Annotated in this window: 13 protein-coding genes; 5 read left to right on the top strand and 8 right to left on the bottom strand. The window is 53.8% G+C overall.

The features are described from left to right. Nucleotides 1-157: 157 nt before the first annotated feature. From E6C60_RS01870 to E6C60_RS01860, 3 genes are all read right to left on the bottom strand, one after another. The gene (locus tag E6C60_RS01870) at nucleotides 158-7,735 is read right to left on the bottom strand and encodes a pullulanase (protein WP_138224205.1); all 7,578 of its coding nucleotides are present in this window, start codon (nucleotides 7,733-7,735) and stop codon (nucleotides 158-160) included. Nucleotides 7,736-7,976: 241 nt separating this feature from the next. Continuing rightward, on the bottom strand, nucleotides 7,977-9,260 hold the full coding sequence (locus E6C60_RS01865) for an ABC transporter substrate-binding protein (RefSeq protein WP_138224204.1): 1,284 nt from the start codon (nucleotides 9,258-9,260) through the stop codon (nucleotides 7,977-7,979). A 20-nt stretch (nucleotides 9,261-9,280) separates the two neighbouring features. Then, nucleotides 9,281-10,534, bottom strand: coding sequence for a response regulator transcription factor (locus E6C60_RS01860; protein ID WP_175415145.1), 1,254 nt, complete (start codon nucleotides 10,532-10,534; stop codon nucleotides 9,281-9,283). 219 nt (nucleotides 10,535-10,753) lie between these two features. Between E6C60_RS01860 and E6C60_RS01855 the strand changes: the two genes are divergently transcribed. Next, the gene (locus E6C60_RS01855) at nucleotides 10,754-12,511 is read left to right on the top strand and encodes a cache domain-containing sensor histidine kinase (RefSeq protein ID WP_175415144.1); all 1,758 of its coding nucleotides are present in this window, start codon (nucleotides 10,754-10,756) and stop codon (nucleotides 12,509-12,511) included. A 137-nt stretch (nucleotides 12,512-12,648) separates the two neighbouring features. On the opposite strand, the gene E6C60_RS01850 is transcribed toward E6C60_RS01855, so the two are convergent. Then, nucleotides 12,649-13,872, bottom strand: coding sequence for a family 8 glycosyl hydrolase (locus E6C60_RS01850; protein ID WP_138224201.1), 1,224 nt, complete (start codon nucleotides 13,870-13,872; stop codon nucleotides 12,649-12,651). Between the two features lie 250 nt (nucleotides 13,873-14,122). Between E6C60_RS01850 and E6C60_RS01845 the strand changes: the two genes are divergently transcribed. The 4 genes from E6C60_RS01845 (at nucleotide 14,123) to E6C60_RS01830 (ending at nucleotide 18,910) form a co-directional block, all read left to right on the top strand. Beyond that, complete coding sequence (locus E6C60_RS01845) at nucleotides 14,123-15,430, top strand: ABC transporter substrate-binding protein (RefSeq protein ID WP_138224200.1); 1,308 nt, start codon at nucleotides 14,123-14,125, stop codon at nucleotides 15,428-15,430. An 88-nt stretch (nucleotides 15,431-15,518) separates the two neighbouring features. Continuing rightward, nucleotides 15,519-16,436 (top strand): carbohydrate ABC transporter permease, encoded by a 918-nt coding sequence (locus E6C60_RS01840; protein ID WP_138224199.1) that lies wholly within the window; start codon nucleotides 15,519-15,521, stop codon nucleotides 16,434-16,436. A gap of 9 nt (nucleotides 16,437-16,445) precedes the next feature. After that, on the top strand, nucleotides 16,446-17,267 hold the full coding sequence (locus E6C60_RS01835) for a carbohydrate ABC transporter permease (protein WP_138224198.1): 822 nt from the start codon (nucleotides 16,446-16,448) through the stop codon (nucleotides 17,265-17,267). A 47-nt stretch (nucleotides 17,268-17,314) separates the two neighbouring features. After that, a complete protein-coding gene (locus E6C60_RS01830; protein ID WP_138224197.1) occupies nucleotides 17,315-18,910 on the top strand; it encodes a glycoside hydrolase family 43 protein in 1,596 nt (531 codons plus the stop codon). A gap of 73 nt (nucleotides 18,911-18,983) precedes the next feature. On the opposite strand, the gene E6C60_RS01825 is transcribed toward E6C60_RS01830, so the two are convergent. The 4 genes from E6C60_RS01825 to E6C60_RS01810 all read right to left on the bottom strand — a co-directional run bounded on the left by E6C60_RS01825 (nucleotide 18,984) and on the right by E6C60_RS01810 (nucleotide 24,027). Beyond that, entirely contained in the window at nucleotides 18,984-20,366 is a 1,383-nt protein-coding gene (locus E6C60_RS01825; RefSeq protein ID WP_138224196.1) for an MATE family efflux transporter, read from the bottom strand. Nucleotides 20,367-20,500: 134 nt separating this feature from the next. Beyond that, nucleotides 20,501-21,481, bottom strand: coding sequence for a glycoside hydrolase family 43 protein (locus E6C60_RS01820; protein WP_138224195.1), 981 nt, complete (start codon nucleotides 21,479-21,481; stop codon nucleotides 20,501-20,503). Then, complete coding sequence (locus E6C60_RS01815; protein WP_138224194.1) at nucleotides 21,478-22,698, bottom strand: helix-turn-helix transcriptional regulator; 1,221 nt, start codon at nucleotides 22,696-22,698, stop codon at nucleotides 21,478-21,480. Before E6C60_RS01815 ends, E6C60_RS01820 begins: the two co-directional genes overlap by 4 nt. 147 nt (nucleotides 22,699-22,845) lie before the next feature. Then, nucleotides 22,846-24,027, bottom strand: coding sequence for a helix-turn-helix domain-containing protein (locus tag E6C60_RS01810; protein ID WP_175415143.1), 1,182 nt, complete (start codon nucleotides 24,025-24,027; stop codon nucleotides 22,846-22,848). Between the last annotated feature and the right edge of the window lie 175 nt (nucleotides 24,028-24,202).

The following is a 24,202-nucleotide window of genomic DNA, read 5'->3' as shown; positions in this document are numbered from 1 at the left end:
AAGGCTGGCGCCAAAGTGCGCCAGCCTTTCTTGTTGTATTCTTTTTCATGGCAATCAGCCTGTCAGCGGCCTGTTCAGCCGCCTCTTCAGTTGCATTGCAGGCAGACCCGCAATCAACACGGACCCTGCTTGAGATGGAGAAGGAACCGCGATGCGATTACTCCAGCGCCTTCAGCAGATTCAGCACAGCTTGCGCGCTCTGGGCCCGGGTCGTCCAGCCCTTCGGCTCAAATGCACCGCCAGGATGGCCCTGCATAAGACCGAGGAATGCCGCCTGGTTGACCTGTTTCTCAGCCCAGTGTGAAATATGCTCCTGATCCTTCATGCCAGACTTCTCTGCTGCCGGAGCTTCATGCTGGAGCGTATAAGCTCTTACCAGCATAACCGCCATTTCCTCCCGGGTAATGCTGTCATTCGGTGCGAAGACGTTACCGCCCTTGCCGCTGACGAGTCCATGCTGATAAGCGGTCTGAAGGTCTGCGGCATACCACGCATCACGGGACACGTCCTTAAAGGTGCTGCCTGCTGTATTCACAGGCTCCAATCCCAGCGCCCGCACAAGCATGGCGGCGAATTGTGCCCGGGTCAGCTTCTGTGCCGGACTGAAGGCTTTGGCACTCGTTCCTTGTACAATATGCTTCGCGGCCAGCTCCTTCACCGCATTCTGCGCCCAATGTCCGTTCAGATCGGTGAAGATCTTCTCGTACTCCAGCACAGCATACTTGCTGAAATGTCCTGCCTCTGCCTCAATCTGTCCATCCTTCAAGCGGCCTCCGGCATATGTGATGCTTCCGTCATCCTGCAGATGGTATACTCCTGCCCAGCTGGCGTTGATTCCCGGAAGCAGATCGAAGGTCAGTGTGACCGGCGACTCAAACTCCTCCAGCTTCCATTCCGCCCCTCCTGCAGCCTTGACACTCAGATGCAGGTCATACATCACGCTGCCCGGCTTCAGGTTAACCCCCGGAGTTTGACGCTCGACTTCAAGCACCAGAGCCTTCGCATCCACAAGCGGCGCTTCTTGCACAAGCAGCGAAATTGTGGATGCCTTCTGCTGCTCAGCAGACACCAGCTTCTGCAATGCCTGCAGCAAAGCCGAAGGCAAGGTGATCTTGATGCCATCCTTACTCACTTCCACCGACTGTCCGTTCAGAAGATCCCCAGCTCCGATGGGAAGCAGCAGCTCTTGATCCCCAGCGCCCAGCTTAACCGATACCGGGGCCTGTGGATTGTTCAATAAAGCCTCACTGATCTGAACAGTGCCCTTAGCTGGCGTACTCACTGGCGCTCCGCTTCCTGGAGCTGGCCCGCTTCCGCCATTGCCATTGCCGTTACCATTGCCATTGCCGTTACCGCTTTCTGCTGCGCTTGCCAAAATCACAGTGCCGCCATCTGCCATAGCCGGAAGAAGAACACTCACCGTCTGATCCGACTTCACTTTATACTGCTTTCCGCTGTACAGATCAGCAGCCATGCTTCCCGCCGGGAATGGCACTTTAAAGCTGACCATCCGCTCCTGTGTTCCGACATGAAGCGCAGTAACAAGATGCTTATTCTCATACTCCTTGTCAAATGCCAGATACTTCTCGTCATCTGAAGCGACAATCGAGGTCCGAACACCCTTCGAGAAAATCCCGGAATGCTCGGCACGAATCTTCAGCAGCTTCCGGTAATGCTCTAGCAGCTTCTTCTCGCTCTCCACCTGATCCCACGGCATATCCCTACGATTCTCGCTAAAATTGCCTTTGTCGAGATCTCCTGAGGCACTGCCGGAACGTCCGAGCTCCTCTCCGTAATAAATGACAGGCTGCCCTTTCGATGTAATCTGCAGTGCTGCAGCAGTCATCAGCTTCGCTTTGTCTCCGTTCACATAGTGTGACAGGAAGCCGTTCTCATCATGGCTGCTCAGGAATTGTCCCATCATCTGCGTGTTATCCAGCCTGGCTTCCCGCTCAGCCAGATAAGACTCTACGTCTTCAACACGGCCATTCACAAAATCACGCGCTCGTCCTTTAAAGCCGAAATCCAGCAGGCCGTCCATCTGTCCGCTTTGCAGCGTTCCGCCATCATTATCCAGCGTACCGCCATAATATTCGCCGATCAGTTTGAATTCCGGATCGATGGCTGTAAGAGCGTTCTTGAACGCCTTCCAGGTGGCTTCCTCCACATGCTTCACGGTATCTACACGGAAATAGTCAATTGTATCCCCGCGGTCCGTCCGGGCACGCTCCAGCCAGCCTGCCTGCCAGTCAATGATTTGCCGGCGCACGTCCGGATCCTCCGTGATCAGATCGGGCAGTCCTGACAATTCTCCCCGCAGCGGATCATCCGTTGTGGACAGCTTAGTATCCCGGAGCATCCCTTCAAACCGGGCTTTGTCGTCCTGGGCCACCGGGGCAGTGTCACCTGGCTTCAAGCCATAGCCTGTATGATTCAGCACAACATCCACCATGATTTTGATGCCTCGGTCATGTGCTTTGTCAATCAGCTCCTTGAACGTATCCAGATCACCCAGATGCTCATCCAGCTTCGTAAAATCCTTGGCCCAATATCCATGATATCCATACTGAATGCCGTTAGAGTTTGCTTTGACATTGTAATCAATGTTATCGACAATAGGTGTGATCCACAGCGTGTTGACTCCGAGCTCCTGAATGTAATCAAGCTTATCAATCAGCCCCCGGAAATCTCCGCCGTGATATGCCTCCAGATGGCCCTTGTTTACGTTCTCATTATTAGAGGCATCACCATCCATAAAGCGATCCGTCAGTACAAAATAAATGCGCGCCTCATCCCAGTCAAACTCCGCTTTAGCGGCCGCTTCGGCTGACTTTACCGTGACTTCAGCCGTCCCCTTATGGAAGTTGCCATACTGGTCTATCAGCGTAATGCCAATGGACTTGCGTCCAGACGGGATCCCTTCCTTCACGGCGATGCTCTGCTCCAGCAGCTCCAAATCCAGCTTCACTTGAGATGATCCCCCCAGTGAACTTAGATCCAGGTACCCGGCTTGGAAGGAGACAGGACCCTCTTCTTCTGAAACAGATACCGCCACCTTCAGCACGGCATGTTCCTTATAAGAAATGCTTTCACGTTGTACAGAGCCGGTCACGTTCACCACAGGCTTGACATAGATCACCACAGATTTGCCGTCTTGCGTATTCTTCGGATCGGTGACCTCCACCGTCTCTCCGTCTGTGGTGACAAGAAAGCTGTATTCATGAGTACCGGGCACGGCATTGTGCCACGTATAGCTGAACCATTCCTTCTCAGCATCGTACGTCATGACCTCTTCCCGACTGCCGATCTTGAGAGACACACTGTCCATGGTATCCATCGCGTTCTCGCGGAATTTAGCCTCATCCCGATAGACAAACGTAATATTTCCGCCCTCCAGCAACGGTCCTGTAGGGCTTGGCACTATAGTAAGCTCCTTCTTCATGCTGGTAATATACACCTTCGTAAAGGCTTCGCCCGGCGTAAGCGGAATGTTACGATCATCCGGGTAGTCCTGCTTGGTGCCGTCCCAGCCTGTTCCCTTGCGAAGTACAAATCCGATACTGCTCGTGTTCGGGGCTACTTCCACAAGCACTGTGGCCATGCCACTCTCAAAGACTTCGAAATCAATCTGGTCGTTCTTGACTCCAGTGTCCCATATCCAGAGATTCCAGTCCTCATAGTCGGCATCCGGCCGAATGTAGTTGATCTGAACATAGCGCTTGCCGGCGGTTACTTTAGTCACCTTCACCGTGACTTCCTGCTGACTGCCCTGATAGCTGATCGTGATGACTGCAGTACCTGCTCGGTGGCCGGTAATCAGGCCTGAAGAACTGACACTTGCGACATCAGCATTGCTTGATACATAGGCAGCCTGCTTCGTAATGGTTCTGCGGCTCTCATCGTTATAGATCGCGTGAACGATCGCCTGGCGGGTCTGGCCTACTCCCACAGTGTAGCTGGATTGATCTGCAGCCACCGATGTCAATGCAATGGGATCACTGGCGGTTTTGATCACTACGGCAGTGAGAGGCTCCAGTGTAATGGAGCTTGAAGTCAGCTCAAAGCCCGAGGCTTGCTCTACTTCAGCGGTGCCGGCTTCGTCGTTGTCCACGATGACCGTGCCTGAGGTCAGGTCCTTGGACAGCGTCATTGTCCGTGAGACTTCATCACCATTGACGAACACATAGTATTGTCCCGAAGCATCCGTGGCCTTGGTCGTATACCCAATGGCTACGTCCTGGGCCCCAATCTCCGGAATGGACAGCAGCGACACGCGGCTGTTAATGAGCTCCTGATCCCCGAGCCGGAAGGCGTCGCTGGATTTGCGCAGCTGGATCAGGCCGGCGGTATATTCCTTCGTCACGTGATTGACCGGGAATACGTCCTTATTCGTCGCCTTCTCCCAATCAAACTTATTAATTGCATCCGATGAATCGTAGGAATCGTGTACGAAATAACCGAATGTCTTGCCGCTCTGATCCTTCAGTTCGTGATATTTCTGCTGCGGCACGCCCTCTCCCAGCCACTGCTTCGTGCGGCCATATTCCTGTCCCGCATGCAGAAAGGCGGTGCCTTGAGAGGTCAGAATCAGCAGGTTGCCCAGCCGAATCCGCTTGTGAATTTCCAGATCATTCTCTGCATTTGCCGGATCCTTCTTGATCGCCTGGGCAATAATGTCGTACAGCGGCAAATTGTCGTGCGCCTCAATATACTGCACAACGTCTCCCGGGTCATCCTCTTTCATATTGCCCGGCTGCGCCTTGATATTGTTAAAGATCATGTCTACACTTTGCTTGCCCCCTGTAATAAATCGAGGCTCTCCTTCACTGCCATAGCCGGATTTCAGCGCATTCCGGAACTCGTCAGAGAATACGCCGACGTCATCCGTGCGGTCCATCCAGTTCTGATCGGCTCCTTGTCCTGCAAGAGCAGAATCTGCCTGAGCACCCTTAAATGTAATCCAGCCCTCCCCAATGAACAGGGCATCCGGATTGATTTCGGCTGCGGCGTCATAAGCGCGTTGTACCGCGTCCTGTGTAGCATCGCCCATCATATCCCAGCGCATGCCGTCAATTTTATATTCCTCAAACCAGTATTTGACGGAATCTACCATCAGCTTCTCTGCCATCTTGCGGTTGGTAGCCAGGTTGTTACCAAAGTCGCCAAGGAATTTACCATTCACATCCTGAAAAGCATAATATCCGGGCACAATGTCATTCAGGAAATCCGATTTGGCCATATGGGTATACACCACATCCAGCACTACCCCCATCTCGGCCTCATGGATGGCATCAATCATATTTTTCAGCTCCCGGATTCTCAGCTCCGGATCCTGTGGATTCACCGAATATGCACCGTCCGGCGAGAAATAGCTGTGCGGGTCATAGCCCCAGTTATACTCGTTGTTTCCAGCAGAGTAGTTCAGCTCACGATTCTTCATCTTGGACTCATCGCCGTAATACCAGGCCATCACCGGCAGCAGCTGCACATGGGTGACGCCAAGTGATTTGATGTAGTCCAGCTTATGCTTGAACGCTTCGAAAGAGCCCCATTGTGCGTTGTGCAAATCATCTTCAATGGAAGGATCTGACGTGAAGTCGCGGACATGAATCTCCCAGATGATCGCATCCTCCCGCTGTTCATAGCCCGGAATTTGGGCAAAGTCATAGCCTTCCGGATTCGTTTCGCTCAGATCCACAATCGCAGCCTTGCCCACGATGTCTCCATCCGGACCCGCTTTGCCCGTCGTGTCGACCCGGAACTCGGCCATGGACTTGGCATATGGATCCAGCACTCGCTTGGACACTCCCTCATGCGTGACCTCATACTGATAAAAGGCTCCTCTGAAATCTTCGATATCGAAATCGCCGCGCCCCAGGCGGACAGACCAGACACCCTGTTCCTGACGCTGCAGCTCCTTAGTACCGATCACTGTGGTGCTGTCATCCTTGCCGTATACATCGACCGTCACCTTGCTCGCCGTCGGCGCCCACAGCTTCAGTACAGCTTCTCCGTCAGCATACACAGCACCGAGATCGTTGCCATCATACGCATATTCCTGATCGAGGTATCTCCAGCTCTTGCTCGCGGTGACGGTCTTCCCGAGAAAAGTGACCTGCAGCGGCACCTGATCCATGGTGAATGAAGCGGTCAGCTCTACGGTCTGGGGACCGGTGACAGCAGCTTCAGTAATGCCAATGCTCTGATCGCCGCTTTTCAGCTGGACGCCTTCCTTCAGGGATTCCGGCGTCAAACCTGCCGTCATCGTATAGTTCAGGTGCAGCTTGCCTTGAGACAGTACCTCCGCTGAGATCAGGCCGGTCGGCACTTCTCCGTACGGGGACGTATAGACGGTATTATCGCCTTCTCGAATAAACAGATGACGGTAACGGTCAGCCAGGCTGAAGGACTTGTCCCCCCCGTCTTTCCCGTTGTCGCCCACAGCGGGATCCAGAACGATTAAATTAATTTTTGCTCCCTGCGGCTGCAACGGAACATCCAGGTAGGCACCATACCCATCCAGCTGCTCTTGCGAGAAACGGGTAGCGCCGTTCGGGTAATTTGTTGAAGGAGACGCGACATCGCCCCACAGCCACAAGGCATATGCAGAGTAGTTCTGGTCCTCACGCTGATAGTGAATCCGGACGGTGTCTGCCGGCAGGTCCACCGGCTCGTACGTATACACCTCGTCTGTGCCCTGCTTCAGCCACACCTCGTTCATCTCCGGGGTGATCAGGCTGAACACTTTGTCTCCTCCATCTTTCTGTTCAGTCATACGATTCATCACGACAAGTCCAATCTTGGATGCTCCATGCTGAATGGGCAGATCCACGAAGGCACCGTAATGATCCTGTTGTCCTTCAGGAAACGGTGTAGCGCCTTTCGGCCAATTCTGTGAGGGCTCGGCGACGTCGTTAAAGATCCACAAGGCCCAGCCTTCGTAATTAGCATCTGTGCGCTGATAATGTACACGTAAATGTCCATCCGCAACCGGAAGCCCCGGATCTTGCGGAACGGGTGCAAGCTTTATGTCCTCAGCAATCTCATGAGTGTCTGCATCGTACGTGAAGGTGACCTCTGCATCCCGCTCCACGTTCAGCGACATCGGGGTGCCATCTTCGGGATACAGCCTGCCTGCGCCAGGATCACCCAGCGCCACCTGATACTGATGATCCCCTGCATATACATCGGCCGTGACGGAGTAGATTCCATTCAGACCATCATCATTCATGAGGAGCGCCGGACTGTTCTCTATTCCATTTTGGAAGCTGCCAATGACTCTCGGAAGGTGATCTTGCTCTAGAGGTATGTAGTAAGAGGAGTCGGCAACAGCGTGTGTCTTATGATTATAGTAAAAGGTAACCTCTGTCTCCTGTGACAGCGAAAGCTTGATATTCCCATTATCACTCTGTTTGCCGGGAGACGTGTAATGGTCATTGCCGTAGCTTTGATCCCATGTGCCCCCGACAGCCACTTTATATTCATACTCGCCAGCCGGAAGCTTCCCGGTAAACCGGTATTCATCCGGTCCCGCTGGGGTCATAGCGGTTTCAGCAGCATCCGGCTTCCAGTCTGAGGCTGCACCCAGCTCGGATTGCAGATCGCCCACGACAACCACCTGTAATGCCTGCGAGTCCGTGGCCGCCTGAACCGGCGGGATGCCGATCAGAGAGCAGAGCATGGTTACAATCAGAATAATAGAGCATAATTTCTTGCTTTGAACAGCCGATAACATAGATCAAGTCCTCCTTTATAGATGGGTGAACTCACGCCTGCATCTTCATTTAAGCAAACGTTTGCATAAATGGCATGATCCTCCTTCCTTGATTTGATCAGCAGCGACAGGAAGTGACATTATTCATAGAAGCGCTTACATCAATAAGTGTGTAAACGTTTGCATTTATTTTACGGCGGAAGCCGCTTCTCGTCAATCGGAATTTTTCCTAAGAAACGCTTCGGCCGCATCAGGGGGGGTTCTATGGCAGTTCCTGCCCCAATTCAATCTGAATCTGCTGCATGGCAATCTCCCAAGCTTCCTCCGGTTCGATCCTTTCCTGCTCCACCTTCCGGAGCACATCAAACATGACTCTCGCAATCAGAAACTGATCAGAGCCCTCGTAGGTCGGCTTGATCTGACTCGCAATCTGGCTATAAATCTGTCCGGTCGGCGCATCATTAAAATAAGGATCGGTATGCTCCATAATGACCGGATCTGAGAATAGTTCAGGCATGGACGGAAAATTGCCATTGGCCTTGAACAGCTGAACCTGCTGCTCCGCCTGGGTCAGCCAGTCAATCAGATGATACGCCTCCTGAGGGTGCTCTCCTCCCTTGGGCAGGGTTAGAAAGGAACCGCCATAATTACTCGCAATCTGCGGGATAAAGGTCATATCCCATTTTCCAGCGGCGTCCGGTGCATTCTTCTTCAGAATGTCGATCATCCAGGAGGGGGCAAAGGCTACTGCGAACTCTCCCTGCTGCAGCCCTCTGCTCCACTCCGGAGAGAACATCGGCAGACCCGCTGTCAGCCCTTTTTCCTTGGCCTTCATGACGGCAGACCAGGCCCTGTATACTTCCGGATTCCGGTGTACGATAAGCTCTCCGGTGTTCTTGTCGTAATACTGCTCCTCTGCCTGCCCCAAAATGACCCGGTACAGCATATCCAGATTGTCGATCATATACTTTCCGGTCTCCCGCTGAATTTGATCCGCTGTATCCAGAAAATCATCCCAGCTGGACATCTGCGCGGCTACCTCGGCTGGCCCCGCCGGCAGCCCGGCCTGCTCAAAGTAATCTCTGCGATACGCCATCGCGATCGGACCAATGTCTGTCGGCAGCCCGAGCAGAAAGGACTCATCGAATGCTGACGCCTGCTGCCATTTCCAGGGCAGAAATTCCTTCGCTCGTGCTCCTGCGCCGTAATCCAGCAGATTCTCAAAGGAGCCGGACAATTCCTTGAACCGCTCCATGAAGCTGATCTCTACAAGAGCGATATCAGGCACTCCATTGCCAGAAGCGAGCGTGGTCTGCAGCTTGTTCGAGAGCTCCGGATATGAGGAGGTATGAAGATGCACCCGGATCTGTGGATGCTCCTGCTCGTACGCTTCGATCAGCGGCTCCAGCCCGGAGCCGGGAAACAGCCAGAAGGTCAGCTCATGGACAGGCTCCTTCTTGTGCTCTACGGGCATGGAGACCTCCGTGCAGCCCGGAAGCAGTATTAGCAGCAATCCCAGGCTGATTCGCTGAAGCATCCTGTTCATAGCACCTCTCCTCTCTAAAATCAGACGTCTGCCTGCCGGCTGTTCTGATATTCCTGGGGCGTCACGCCAGTGTATTTCTTGAAGGTTTGACTGAAGTACGCAGGGTCCTTGAAGCCAACCTGATCACAAACCTCGTATACTCTGATTCTGAAATCCTCCAGCAGCTGCTTCGCCTGTTTCACCCGAACCAGATTCAAATAATAATTAAAGCTGTGGCCGGTATCTTCCTTAAAGATCCTCCCCAGGTAGGTAGGGTTCATATACACTTCATCGGCCAGGAGCCGAAGCGACAGGTTGTCCGGATAACGCTCGTCGATGACCTGCAGCATATGCTCCACCACCCGCCGCTTTCCTTTTTCGGACATATCCGGCACCCACTCATCCAGCTCCTGTTCGCTGTCCTCGTTTCCATAGCTGCACAGATGCTTTGAAGGCTCCTGTAGAGCGGCCTGCATGGCTTGGCAGCTCTGCCGGTAACGACGTGGAACCTCGCTTTGATGCTGTGCCCCCTGTGAAAGCCCGAGCTTCACGGTCAGCTTCAAATTGCTCTGAATCGCCGAATGCAGCTCCAGTGCCAATGCCTCCATCTCCGGCAGAGTTCTGACATGCTCGTTGAACATGTAGATGACCAAATGGTCTTCTTCCAGAATACCGACCGCCCTCACTTGCGGCTCCAGCCACTCCTCGGCGATATTTTTGACGGCGTTCAGCGCCTGCTGCTCATTCCAGATGAGGTGCGGGACCTTCTCCGCCGGCGCAATACACAGCAAATAAATGCATTGATAGACTGGCAGTATGGATTGATTAAAATACGGAATCGGGATCCCGTAGAGCAAATCGTTCAGATGCTTCTCCAGGACGTGGGAGTGCCGAAGCTGCTCCACCTGCTTCTGAAACCGTTGCAGCCGGTGCGCCTCTGCAAGCTTTTCGATGACCTGAATAATCTCTGCCGAATCGCACGGCTTCAATAAATAATCGGACACCTGATACTTCATCGCCTGACGTGCGTACGAGAAATCCGCATAGCCGGTCAGCAGCACGATTGAAATCTCGGGGTTGTATTCATAAATTCGGCGGCAAAGCTCCAGTCCGTCCATTCGGGGCATTCGTACGTCGGTAATAACCAGGTCAACAGGGTGACTCTGCAGGATCTCAAGGGCCTCTTCTCCATGCCGTGCTGCTCCTGCAATGACATACTCTGAGCTGGCCTCCCGAATCGTTTCCGTCAAGGCTTCCCTCACAAATGACTCGTCATCCACAACCAGTATGTTCAATATGATGATCACCTCTGTGTTAGAAACACTACTTTCTTTAAATTATGATCCAAAACCCGGAGCGGAGAAATATTAAAAATTATATTTTTCTACAAGAAATCATACCATAGCATGCGCCGCGCACGAGAAAACGTTCAAGTTCCTGCTGTTTTAAGGTAGGATACAAGGTAATACAGCGGCTCAACCGTGACACTCAAGCCAAGCTTCCGGGGGATGGACATGAAACGTAAACGCAAGCAAACGATCTTTGCCCAGCTGCTGACTGGATTTTCGGTCATTCTGGTGCTTCTGCTCACCACTATTGGATACTTTACCTACCGCACCAGCTCTGAGGTGGTCCTCGATAAAACATCCCGGTTTCTCACAGAATCCGTGAAACAAATGAACCAGAAGCTGGACATCCTGCTGCAGGAATTCGATACCCTCACGCTCGACATCGGATTTGATCCGGTGCTGCAGCGGGCCTTACAGGCTCCCGGGGACAGTGAGGAGATCAGCACGTTTGATATTGAGAAGCATCTGAATCAGAAAATGAGATTTATAGGCAGTGACGTGCTGGTGCTGGTGATGGGCAGCAATGAGCGTTACTTCTCAACCTCTAGCTCCTATTATTTCTTATGGAAGAAAACGCAGGACATATTGGAGAAGGAGTGGTATCAGCTGGCTTTGAGCAATGAGGGCTCCATCCACTGGTTCTCCGATACGGTCTGGCAGCTGGGAGAGAAGCCTGCCCTCGTGGGCATCCGGCAAATCCGGAATTGGGGCAACCTTGAAGGCCTGGGTGTGCTGATGATTGCGGTTCCGCTGGAGACGATCAATAATCAGTTCAAGAATCAGCAGGACAGTCCCTTTGACAAAATCCAGATCCACGACACCTACGGCACGATTGTGTACTCTACTCATCCGGACGAAATCGGCACTCCTATGCCGCAAGGCTTCCTGCCGGGGAAATCCGGGGATGGCTCCGGCATCCAGTATTCTGCCGACACAAGCAGGTACTGGACGTCTCTTCCTTCCTCCTACAGCGGCTGGAATCTGGTAGCTTATGTCAAGCCGGAGGAAATCGTGGGAGACCTGAACAGTGTACAGCGCAATATTATGCTGATCGGCCTGTTCGGCAGCCTGTTCGCGCTGGCCCTGGCCGTGTTCTTCTCCTGGTCGGTCGCCCGGCCGATCCGCATGCTATCCATCAAGCTGAACAAGACGGAACGCGGCTCATTGACGCCAATATCCACCCGAATGAGAAACCGCGAGGTGGAAGGCTTGTTCCAAAGCTTCAACCAGATGCTGGCCAACCTGGATGAGACGATCCTCGATCTGTCGCGGAGGCAGATCAGCGAGCGGCAGGCTCAGCTGGTTGCGTTGAAGGCGCAGTTTCGCCCGCACTTTTTATACAACACCTTGAACACCATCTACTGGACACTGCACCGCAAGAAGCTGACCGAGGAATCCCGAATGGTCATTACGCTGAGCCATTTGCTCCGATACAGCATTGATGGCCGGAGTGAGCTCGTTACGCTGGAGGAAGACATCGGGCAGCTGAACCGGTATGTGTATTTACAGCAGCTGCGTTATGGCGACAAGCTTTCTGTCCGGCTGGATATTCCAGCTGCACTGCACAGCGCCCTGATCATGCGCCTGTTGTTTCAGCCGTTGGTTGAGAATGCGATCGTGCACGGGCTGGAGACGTCAGAGGAAGAGCATTGGATCATCCAGATTACCGGCTTCCAAGAGGGTGGACTGCTGCACCTGACGGTGGAGGACAACGGCATTGGCATGAACAGCGACCAGTCGCTGCAGGCACTCACCCTGCCGGAGGATGATGCGGACCCACCCGATCTGCATACAGGCATCGGCCTGTCGAACCTTCAAAACCGCATTCGTCTGTATTATGGCGCCGAATACGGAATTTCGTTAAGCGACAGCTCGCTGGGCGGGCTGAGGGTGGACATCACCCTGCCGCTGGAGATCCGCTGAAGGAAGGCAGCCCTCGAGCGCAAGCTCCGAAGCATCGGCGGCTTGCGCTGGACTCACTGACAGCCGCCGCGAACAACAAACAGGGCAGCTCCGACAGATGAACAATCTGCTGGAGCTGCCCTGTTTGAGGGAAGGCGTTATGGCTCGATGATTTGATATTGCCCGCTTGCCGCCAGCAGGCTGAACATGTACAGCATGGAATCATAGTACCGGTATTGGCCGGTCGGGACGTCCATATCCCACAATCGCTGCGCAAACTGCAGCCGATCTTCATGGGTGGAAATCATGGAAGCTGCCCCATTCACTGCAATCAAGCCCGAGGAACGGTTATCCGCCATCGGCTTTCCCTCCACAGTATACCTGGCCACATACTGGTCAATGCCCTCTTTTATAAAAAATTGATGCAGCTGTTCTATATAGCCCCTTCTCCACTCAGACTGCTCGCCGCCATGCCAGATCTCGTCCAGCGTGACGTTGAGAGCAACCCGGTGGGCATCGTAGGAGAACAGATAATGATCGCCGTTCCGGTAAGGCACTCCATCAAAGGTAGTGTAATTGGCCATGAGCCCGGTATCCGGGTGTGCTGCCTGAGCCCAGAACGCCCGGCTAACCTTGGCCATTTCCGCCCAGCGCTCACGGTCCGTCTCTGCCCATCTGGCCCACAGCTCGTAAAAGGCAGGCAGATGGTAGGAAGGGTCTGTATATCCCTTGCCTGAGGTCCAGGGCACAAATACAATCTGATTCCGTTCCTCATCAAACATATTATAGCCCTCACCGTCATCGGCTTGATGCAGCATCGCCTGCAGTATCTTGTTTCCCTGCTCCCGGTAATGATAGATGCCTTCGCCGTCTCCCCAGCGGTTGGAAGCAAACAGAAGCGCCATGGCAAAATACTCCTCGCCATCCGGTGCCGGATTGCTGTCAAGCACATCCCCCTTCGGGGTATTATGCCAGGAGAAATAATGCTTGAACGGACCCTCTTTATGCTGCATATACGTGACGGCCCAGTTCCACAAGCGGTCAAACTCCTCCTTCTTATCCAGCTGAACCGCAATCATCATCCCGTAGGACATTCCCTCGGTGCGTACATCCTGATACCCCGTATCCAAAATATAGGCCATATCCTCCCCTACAGGGTAATAGATACGCTCCTGAGCATCATCCCCGTAAAACATCTGATCCCAGGCCTGCTGCAGCTTGGCCGAGATGTCCTCCTCGCTTTTGCCAAGCTCCTGAAACACGCTGCGGTACGTCTTGGGCGACGCTTCCTCTTTACCGGTCCTCTCCTGAGCCCACAGCAGGGCCACACCGATCAGCACGGCTGCAAGTATAACGAAGAGCTTTAAGCTTTTTGTATTCATTGTATTCCTCCTTGCTGCATGATTACGGTTCATTGTAACTGGGCGTGCAGGGAGCAGCCTATGGGCCAAACATGTGATAACTTGTGAAAAAATGACCTTTTCTAAAGCCCGCTTGCGCCGGCATCGTAAAGTAGTCGATTTTATACAAGAGATGTAATGTTCCTCCTATACCGATGCTTACGGGGATGCCCTAGAATTTGTATCAAGGATTCACATTCCTTAAAACTAAGAATACAGGGGGCTCTTTACCATGAAAAAACGTTTGGGCACTTTGCTGGCATGTCTGCTTCTGGTGTTCACAACCGCCTGCTCCTCGGGCAAGAGTGAGGAAGGCACGTCCACCGGCGGTGAGACCGCAGGCAAATCGGAAGCCTCGAATGGCAAGGTTGAATTATCTCTATGGATGTTCACCGGCACGGGCCTGGAGGGCTTAATCGAGAAATATCAGCAGGAGCATGAGAACATCAAGATTAATGTACAGACCCAGGAATACAATGATCACCATAACGGCCTGATGACAGCGCTTGCGGCAGGCAGCGGCGGACCGGACATTGCCATGATCGAGATTGGCTTCATCGACAAGTTCAAGTCGGATGAGAAGCTGTTCCACAATTTGGCCGACCATGGCGCCAATGACATCATGGGCGACTATCTGGAATGGAAGCGCGTTCAGGCTTCCAGCCAGGACGGCTCCTTCATCTACGGGATCCCTACTGATGTAGGTCCCATGGCCATGTATTACCGTACAGACCTTTTCGAGCAAGCCGGATTGCCGACAGAGCCGGCAGCGGTTGCCGAGCTGATGCCGACTTGGGAGAAATTTATTGAAGTAGGCAAAACCATCAAGGACAAGACCGGCAAGCCTATGGTATATGGCGCCGATATCGTCTATCAGAGCATTCGGGGACAGGCGAAAGAACAATATTTTAACAGCAATGGAGATTTGATTGTCGAGACGAACCCGGCCATCAAACGGGCATGGGATCTCTCCACCGAGATTGCCAACAGCGGACTGGCTGCCAAAATCTCGGCCTGGTCTCCGGAGTGGGGCGCAGGCATGAACAACGGTGACTTCACCGTCATGCTCGGTCCATCCTGGATGGTAGGCTACATGAAGGGCAATGCGCCGGACTCCTCCGGTAAATGGAATCTGGCACCGATGCCGGAAGGCTCCGGCAACTGGGGCGGCTCCTTCATGACCGTTCCTAGCCAGAGCAAGCATCCGAAGGAAGCGATGGAGTTCCTGAAATGGCTGCTTTCTCCGGAGCAGCAGCTGGAGCTGTTTAAAGAGAACGGCTCGAACTTCCCGTCCACACCGGCAGTGTATGATGATCCGGCGATCCAGACGTACACGGACGAGTTCTTCCAGAACGCACCTCTGGGCAAAACCTTCTCAGATGCTGCGAAGAAAGTCGTTCCTGTCTATCTTGGACCAGACCACATTACCGTGGATACCCCGATCCTGCAGGCACTCGCTAACGTAGAGCGCAACGGAGAAGCTGCCGATGCAGCATGGCAAACAGCGATGGACCAAATCAAGCGCGACCTGCGCCGCTAAGCTTACCTGTCATTCCAATTTCATCATTCCTGATGCGCCGATGGACATCTGCTCCGTTCGGCGCATCCTCTTCTAAAGGAGGACCATAATGAACACACCTGGTGAATCCAAGCTATGGCATAAACAATCCTTCAAGGACCATGTGTCTGCTTATCTTTATTTACTGCCGTTTTTCTTAATATTTGGAATCTTTACGCTTTTCCCTGTCTTCTGGTCGGCTTATATCTCGTTCTTCTCGTGGGATGTGCTCGGCACCAAGAAGTACATCGGCTTCCAAAACTATATCTGGCTGTTTACAGATGATCCGAAGTTCTGGAAATCTGTCCTGAACACGTTCAGCATCTGGCTCATGTCCACCATCCCGAACCTGTTTCTCGCCCTGGTGCTGGCTAATATTCTGAATCAGCGCTTTATCAAAGGCAAGAAGCTGTTCCGCCTTGGCGTCATTATTCCGAACATTACCTCACTCGTTGCCGTGGCGGTCATCTTCGGCAGCTTCTTCGGATACAATTACGGCCTGATCAACTATTTTCTCTCCGAGCTTGGCCTGGATAAATATGACTGGGGCGCTTCCTACTGGGGAGCTCAGTTTGCGGTCGCGGTCATGGTGATCTGGAGATGGACCGGATATAATGCTGTCATCTATCTGGCGGCGCTGCAGAGTATTCCGGCAGATCTGTATGAAGCGGCGAGAATTGACGGCGCCTCTAGGACACAGCAATTTTTTAAAATTACGATTCCGATGATCCGGCCCATGATTATTTTTACAGTCATTATGTCTACGATTGGCGGCATGCAGCTGTTCGTCGAGCCGCTCATCTTCTCCGGACCTACAGGCGGACCTGAGGGCCAGACCTTGACGATGGTGCTGTATCTGTACACCGAAGCATTCACCAATAACAATTACGGCTATGCATCGGCTATCGCCTGGATGCTGTTCCTGATCATTTTGCTGTTCTCGATGTTCAACAACTTCCTGACCAAAAAAATCAACTCTGCCCAATAGGAGGAAACCATGAAATCTTTACAACGCCTGCTTACCTACAGCCTGCTTATTCTGACGTTTCTGGTGTCCGTGTTTCCTTTTTACTGGATGCTGGTTATCGCTTCACACCCCACCTCGGAGGCAAACAAGTTTCCGCCGAACTTCATTCCCGGCGACCTGTTTATCACGAATGTGCAGACGATGCTGGATCAGATTGATTTTGCAGGAGCCCTGCTCAATTCGGTATTCGTATCTACGACCGTTACCATTGCCCAGCTATTCTTCTGTGCGCTGGCGGCCTTCGCGTTCTCCAGACTCCAGTTTAAGGGCAAGCACTTTCTGTTTGTATTTATCATCGGTACCCTGATGATCCCGGGCCAGCTTGGACTGGTTCCATCCTACATGATTATGACCCGCCTGGACTGGATCAACAGCTTCAATGCGCTTATTGTGCCGGGCCTGGTCAGCGCCTTCGGTATTTTCTGGATCAAGCAGTATATGGATACGACCCTGCATCCGGAGCTCGTAGAATCTGCCAGAATGGACGGCTGCTCCAACTTTCAGACCTTTTGGCGCATCGCTCTTCCCACGATTTCGCCGGCCATGGCTACGCTGGCTATTCTGACCTTTATGTATCAATGGAACGACTTTCTCTGGCCCTCGATCGTCCTGAAGGATTCGGCGGTGCACACCATCCAGATTGCGCTGCGGAATCTGAATAAGGTGTACTTCCGCGACGTCTCGGTCATTATGGCCGGCACCTTCCTGGCAACGATTCCGCTGCTGGTGGTGTTCGTCGCCTCCAGCCGCTACTTCATATCAGGCATTACAGCAGGAGCCGTGAAGGGCTAGCCCGCAGATAGAGAGCCTGCATTTCAACATGATAGGGGTGACACTGCATGCACATGATTACCAATCCGATTCTGCGGGGATTTAACCCGGACCCTTCTATTCTGAGGGTAGAAGAGGATTATTATATTGCGACATCGACGTTTGAATGGTTTCCGGGCGTGCAGATTCACCATTCCAGGGATTTGGTGAACTGGCGCCTGCTGACTCATCCGCTGCAGCGCCGGGAGCAGCTGAATATGTCCGGCAATCCGAACTCCGGCGGTGTCTGGGCACCGCATCTCAGCTTTGACGGCTCATTATATTATCTGGTATATACCAACGTCCGAAGCTTGACCGGTGTCTATAAAGACACTCCCAACTATGTAGTCACCGCAAAGCATATTACCGGCCCCTGGTCGGACCCGGTGTACCTGAACAGCAGCGGCTTCGATCCGTCTCTGTTCCATGACCAGGACGGCAAGAAGTGGCTGGTCAATATGGTATGGGATCACCGCAAGGGCCGAAATCCCTTTAAAGGCATTGTGCTGCAGGAGTATTCCGTGCAAGAACAGCGGCTGGTTGGCCCGATTCAGACGATCTTTGAGGGAACCTCGCTTGGCTGCACCGAGGGTCCGCATATTTATCGCATAGAGAACTATTATTACCTCCTCGTTGCTGAAGGCGGCACCGGCTATGAGCATGCGGTGACGCTTGCGCGCTCCAGAAGCTTGACAGGTCCATATGAGGTCGATCCGCTCAATCCCGTGCTGACCTCTAGCCATCACGAGTCACTGCCGCTGCAGAAGGCCGGCCATGGCAGCCTGGTTCAGACTAGCACCGGAGAATGGTACATGGCTCACCTGTGCGCCCGGCCGCTGCCCGGAAGAAAGCAATGCCATCTGGGGCGGGAGACGGCGATTCAGCGCTGTCACTGGACAGATGACGGCTGGCTGCGCGTTGCCGATCCGCAGCACCTGCCGCAGGAGAAGGTCGCCGGGCCTGCGCTCCCGCTGGCTCCTGTGGAGAAGGAGCCGGCCCTGGATCATTTTGACCATCCGGCACTCAGCCCTTCGTTCAGCACGCTGCGGGAGCCGGCCGATCCCTCCTGGCTCAGCCTGGAGGAGCGACCGGGATGGCTTCGCTTGAGGGGACGCGAGTCCTTGAACTCCTGGCACGCTCAGAGCCTTACAGCCAAACGGCTGGCCTCGTTTACGTGTGAAGTCGAAACCCGGCTTCAATTCGAGCCGAAGTCCTTTCAGCAGATGGCAGGGCTCATCGCTTATTACAACACGAAGAATTACTATTACGTTCACGTCACCCGGGAAGAAGCGGCCGGCAAGTGCCTTCATTTGATCTCGGTCGTGCAGGGACAATATGATGAGCTCACAGAGCCGATGCCGCTTCACGGCACCGAGCCGGTCTATCTGAAGGTATGCTTTCACTACGACGTCCTGCAGTTCTATGCCTCCGTGGACGGTTCACATTGGAGCTCCATCGGCCCTGCCCTTGATGTCGGCTGCCTCTCGGATGAAGCTGCTACCACCTTTCAGAACGGTGTCTTTACAGACTGGGGCTTTACCGGAACCTTTGTCGGCGTCTGCGCCCAGGATTTATCCGGTCAACGCCTCCATGCGGACTTCGATTATTTCTCCCTGAAAGAATGAGAACAGCAAAGAACCTCTACGGAAGAGCGGAGCATAGGGCTCCAGCTATTCTATAGAGGTTCATTTTGTCTTGTTAGATCAGCTTGTGCGCATACCACTTCTTCCCTCGCAGACGCCAGAGGAAGACGGCTCCCCGCACGCCCCACTCCAGATTCATCGCAAGCCAAACGCCCAGAATGCCCATACCCAGCGTAATACCGAGCACATAGCCCAGAATGACCCGGAACAGCCACATCGTCAGCATGGAGGTGATGGAGGTGAATCTGGAATCTCCTGCCGCCCTGAGCGCGGAAGGCAGAACGAAGCTGACTGACCATAACGGCACTTGCATAATCGTATTAATCAGCAGGACCAGGAACAGATCATCCACAATGTCCGGCGGCGGATCAAACAGGCTGACCAGCGGGTGAAACAGCGGCATGACAATCAATCCGGTCAGCAGCAGCGATAGAGAACCGAGCCACAGAAAGGAACGGATGAACTTCCGCGCATCCTGAATATCCCCCCGCCCAATACACTGGCCAACGACCGTGACGATCGTCAGCGATAACGCTGCCGCGGGAATCTGGGTAATACCGGCCAAGGCGCCGCTGATCGCATGGGTCGCGATGGCGTAGGTGCCCAGGCTGACAATGAAGATCTGTGTGAGCAGCTTCCCGCCGTTGAAGAACATCTGCTCGGCCGCGAAGGGAACCCCGATAAACATAATCTTGCGCAGCATGGATACCGGGAAATGAAACAGATCACGGACCCGCAGATGAAGAGTCCCGTCCAGCTTGAACAGATAGTACAGGGCACAGGCCGCACCGACATAGCGGGCAATATTAATGGCCAGGGTCAATCCGTTGACCCCCATATCCATCAGCAGCACAAACACAACATTCAGCGCCACATACAACAGATTCATGATCAGCGAGAGCACGAGCGAAGCCCGGCTTCGGCCAATCCCGCGCAATACCCCGCATACCGCCTGAACGATCCCGATACCGACATAGGATATACTGCTGCCGATGAGATAGGTTCGGGCGTTACCCAGCACCTCCGGGGAGGCCGAGCCGAATAGCAACGACAGCACGGGATTGTGAAATGCCACCAGCAGCATGCCGATCCCGAAGGCAATCATGCTGACCGAGGCCACCGTTGCTGCTCCAGCCCTCGATACCATGTAGTTATCGCCGCTTCCCTTGTACTGCGCCACCACCACCGTTCCGCCGGTAGCGACCGCGACAAACAGGCTGATCATAAACATATTGAGCGAATCCACCATATTGACCGCACTGACCGCGGATACGCCGGAGGAGCTGATCATGGCGGTATTAATCAGGTTCAAGCCGATAATGAAAGCCTGATCCACCAGAATCGGCAAGAACAGGGCAAAAATCTGCCGATAATCCATCGACTCACCGCTGAAATATTTGTCCAGCAAGCCTGAAAGCCGCCATCTGGAAGGCTGCATCTCTATCACATTCTTTACTGTTTTATAGGCCGTCTCTTTTGACTAGGAGGATAGCACTCCGCCCCGTGCCTGTCAATGAAAGCGCATAAAAAATGTGAGGGCCAGACATTTCGGCCTGGCCTTGGATCTCGTGATCAATAGGGCTTTATCGTTACAATGGTTCCGTCCTCGTTATAGGTCAGCTCCGTATACTTCACACAGCGCAGGTGATTCACGCCGCCGGAGAGAGAGCTGTCATGGTAGAACAGATACCACTTGTCCTGAAATTTCACAATGGAATGATGGGTCGTCCAGCCGATGACCGGCTCCAGAATCACGCCCTGATACGTGTACGGACCATACAGATCACCGCTGACCGCATACACCAGCTTGTGGGTCGTTCCGGTGGAGTAGGACAAGTAGTACAGATCTTCATGCTTGTGGATCCAGGGTCCTTCAAAATATCGGCGCTCCTCATCCCCGGCCCGCAGCGGCTGACCTGTTTCGTCCAGAATGACGATCTCCTTGGGCTCGTGCTGAAAGGACCGCATATCGGATGACAGCAGCGCTGCCCGAGGACCGATTGCCGCTTCATCGGGGGCAGGACCCTCCCCTTCCGGGTTAAAGCTGCCTTCCTGCCATTTCTCCAGCTGCCCGCCCCACAAGCCGCCAAAAAACATATAGGCCAGTCCGCTATCATCTACATAGACCGCCGGATCAATGCTGAAGCTGCCTTCCATGTAGCTTGCCTCCGGCTGAAACGGACCCTCCGGCGCCGTGCTGACGGCGACGCCAATTCGGAAGATGCCGTCGTGATCTCTTGCCGGGAAGAACAGATAATATTTGCCGTCCTTTGAGGCAGCATCCGGGGCCCACAGCTGGGCAGACGCCCAGGGAATGTCGTTGAGGTGCAGCGCCTGGCCGTGATCTGTCACCGGTGCGCCCGGCGCATCCATAGACAGCACATGGTAATCCTCCATCGCATATTGATCGCCATTATCGTTCGTTTCTCCTGCATGCTCCAGATCATGCGAAGGGTACACATAAATACGTCCATTGAATACGTGTGCCGAGGGATCCGCCGTATAGATATGGGTTACCAGCGGCTCGTTGGGCTTTTTGCTTTCGGTTGTCATGGTTTCAGATGCTCCTTTAAACTGGGAATAGATTTTCTGTACTTCATCGGGGAGATGTGAAGCCTTTTCTCAAACTCCTTCAAAAAATGGCTGTAGTTACTATAGCCGACACGCTCGGCAATTTCGGTGATGCTATACTGTACCTCCTGCAGCAGCCGGGCTGCTTCCTGTATTCGCAGATCGTGGACGAAGATATGAAAGCTGACTCCATTCTTCTTCCTCAGCAGCTGTCCAAGATACGCGGGATGCAGATAAAATCGCTTCGCCAGGCTTTTTATGCTGAGCTTCTCCTGGTAATGCTCCTTCAGATACGCATTAATTTCCTGGACAACGCCGAGGACCTCCTCCTCCCTGCACGACAGCAGCTGCCGAAAGCATACCTGTCCATACTGGGACACCCGCTCCATAAGCGCCTCTAATCCGATAACAGACAGATCCACCTCCAGGAAATCCGGCGGCTCGGCAGCGGCGGCAGGATGCCGAGACATCGACCGCCGGACATACTCCCGGACGTGATGCATGCAGTATGCGGTCATGGTCTTCACCTGCTCCGGATGCACCCGACGCGCTTTGAAGCCTGCCGCCGCTGCAGCGGCCGCGTCTACATATTCGGCCCAATCCAGCGTGGCAAGCGACCCCAAGATCCGGTTCAACCACGGTGCAGCTTCGCCATAACCGTTCGTGAAGCCTCTCCCTTGCACCGAGTGAATGCTCAGGACCCCCATATATGTGATGTCATAAAATTTATGCGCTATGGCCTCCTGCGCATCCCGCATGCTGGCCGCTATATGCAGAATCGAGGCTTGGCTGGACCCGCAAGCCATGTGAGTCCGAAAGCGTGCCAGCCTTGCTGACAGATCCTGCAGCCGCTTGTCCAGCTCCCGCTGCGCCCCATATCCTCTGACTGCAAACACGATGGCCCATTGCCGCTCGGTCAGCGGCAGCAGATACAGCTGCTCCCGTTCCCAAAGAAAATGCTGAAGCCGCTGCTGTAGATCGCGTGAGCAGGGATCGGCACTGTGGATCAAGCACACCTGCCATCTAGCCCCTGACAGGTCCAGCGACTGCAGGATGGCCATGGCCTCCTCAGACAGCCCATGTCCTCGGAGCACAGCCTGTAAGGCTGTACTCCGAGCCTCCTGCTGTGCCGCCAGATGAATGAGCTGCTGCTTGTTGTGCGCTGACAGCCCCTCACATAGCAGATGGCTTCCCTTCATGAAAGAGCTTGTCTTCCTTGGCCTCCAGCCCTCGCTGGCTATACGCCTTTCTTTCCGGTCTTTGAATGTGAATGATCCCAAGCATACTCCCTCCTTCCGGTATCCCGTCTGGCAAAAAGAGGCGTCACGGCAAGCTTCGGCTCTGATTTATTGCTGTCTGTACACCGTGGGCAGCAGCCCTGTTGTCCGCTTGAACATACGGATGAAATAATCCGCGTTGGAATAACCGACCTCCATGGCAATCTGATGTATGCTGCTCCCGGTATGTCTTAACAGCCGCTTGGCTTCTTCAATGCGCCGGCTGTGAATATAGGCCTTGAAGGAAACCCCGACTCTGCGCTTGATGATATATCCCAGATAATTAGGGTTCACATGAACGGCACGGGCCAGCTCCTGAAGCTGCAGGCCGCTTCTGTACTCCTGATCGATCCGGGAGATGGCCTGCTCTACAGGACTGCTCTCCTTTCCCTCGTGCAATGAATCCAGAAGGACAGCCGCCTCATCATACAGAGTAAGGCCATAGGCTTTCAGTGTGCGGTAAGTGCTCAGCTCCTCCAGGCTCCCAGTCCGGTACCTGAGACGTTCTAGCAGGGGAGCACCGTCACCGCCAAGCTGTGTAATCCGGCTGCACACCTCCAGCTCCAGCATGGAAATCCGAAGCCGAATCATGACAACATCCGGGACTCCCTTCTTCGTGAGGCGGAGTACCTGCTCCAGCTCCCTTACAAACAGCTCCCGCTCGTGCTTCTCGATTCTGGCTGCCTCCAGGTGTACATCGTCCTCCAAGGTGAGTTCCGCCACTGCAGCGCTGCGCCTTCCTCCGCTTATAAAGCCGCTTCCAGCTTCATACTGCTTCTGTAGCAGCAGCTTTAATGCACTGGCATATAACGCATGAATAGAACCTCTTCCCCTCATCACAGGACTTATGGCGATCAGCACTGAAGGCCATACAGAGGCAAGGCGGCTGTACAGCTGCTCTCCTGCAGCATCAACGGCCTGGGGAGCTTTTAATATGACCAGCAGCCGGCCTGCAGAGTCTGTAAACAGCTGATCCCAGGACAGGCACAGGCTCTCTTGAACCTGCTTCTGAAGCAGCGGGCTTTGTTCGCGGGTCTGAATCAGCATGAAGCTTAACGCATCCTCGCTTTCGATGCGCCATTGATCATACAGCTCCCGCTCCAGGGTGGGAGCCGTTTCTCCCTGCAACACAGTTTTCAGAAGATGATTGTAATACCATGCAAGACGCCGCCGCTCCAGCTCCTCCTGCGCAACATTTCGAGGCTTAGTCATGGTCTGCGGCAGCCCGTCCATCAACAGCCTGTGAATCACCCTTCCACCTCCAGGAGCCGGGATCTCACCCGGCATATCACTTCAGACCCGTTGCTCTCTTTATCATAAGGCTACCCTTAAGAGCATGTCATCCGAGGTAAATGTGCTATATATATCAAAAATTTGAGGTTAGACTGCAGGTGCGGATCATTTTTTTACTGAAACATCTCGCAGT

The sequence above is a fragment of the Paenibacillus algicola genome (genome assembly GCF_005577435.1).
GTDB lineage: Bacteria > Bacillota > Bacilli > Paenibacillales > Paenibacillaceae > Paenibacillus_AQ > Paenibacillus_AQ algicola.
This window is presented reverse-complemented; position numbering and strand designations above follow the sequence as displayed.

Coding starts and splice junctions, on each gene's coding strand:
- E6C60_RS01845 (WP_138224200.1), top strand. CDS start 14,123: ATGAAAAAACGTTTGGGCACTTTGCTGGCATGTCTGCTTCTGGTGTTC.
- E6C60_RS01865 (WP_138224204.1), bottom strand. CDS start 9,260: ATGAACAGGATGCTTCAGCGAATCAGCCTGGGATTGCTGCTAATACTG.
- E6C60_RS01855 (WP_175415144.1), top strand. CDS start 10,754: ATGAAACGTAAACGCAAGCAAACGATCTTTGCCCAGCTGCTGACTGGA.
- E6C60_RS01840 (WP_138224199.1), top strand. CDS start 15,519: ATGAACACACCTGGTGAATCCAAGCTATGGCATAAACAATCCTTCAAG.
- E6C60_RS01820 (WP_138224195.1), bottom strand. CDS start 21,481: ATGACAACCGAAAGCAAAAAGCCCAACGAGCCGCTGGTAACCCATATC.
- E6C60_RS01850 (WP_138224201.1), bottom strand. CDS start 13,872: ATGAATACAAAAAGCTTAAAGCTCTTCGTTATACTTGCAGCCGTGCTG.
- E6C60_RS01825 (WP_138224196.1), bottom strand. CDS start 20,366: ATGCAGCCTTCCAGATGGCGGCTTTCAGGCTTGCTGGACAAATATTTC.
- E6C60_RS01835 (WP_138224198.1), top strand. CDS start 16,446: ATGAAATCTTTACAACGCCTGCTTACCTACAGCCTGCTTATTCTGACG.
- E6C60_RS01870 (WP_138224205.1), bottom strand. CDS start 7,735: ATGTTATCGGCTGTTCAAAGCAAGAAATTATGCTCTATTATTCTGATT.
- E6C60_RS01830 (WP_138224197.1), top strand. CDS start 17,315: ATGCACATGATTACCAATCCGATTCTGCGGGGATTTAACCCGGACCCT.
- E6C60_RS01815 (WP_138224194.1), bottom strand. CDS start 22,698: ATGAAGGGAAGCCATCTGCTATGTGAGGGGCTGTCAGCGCACAACAAG.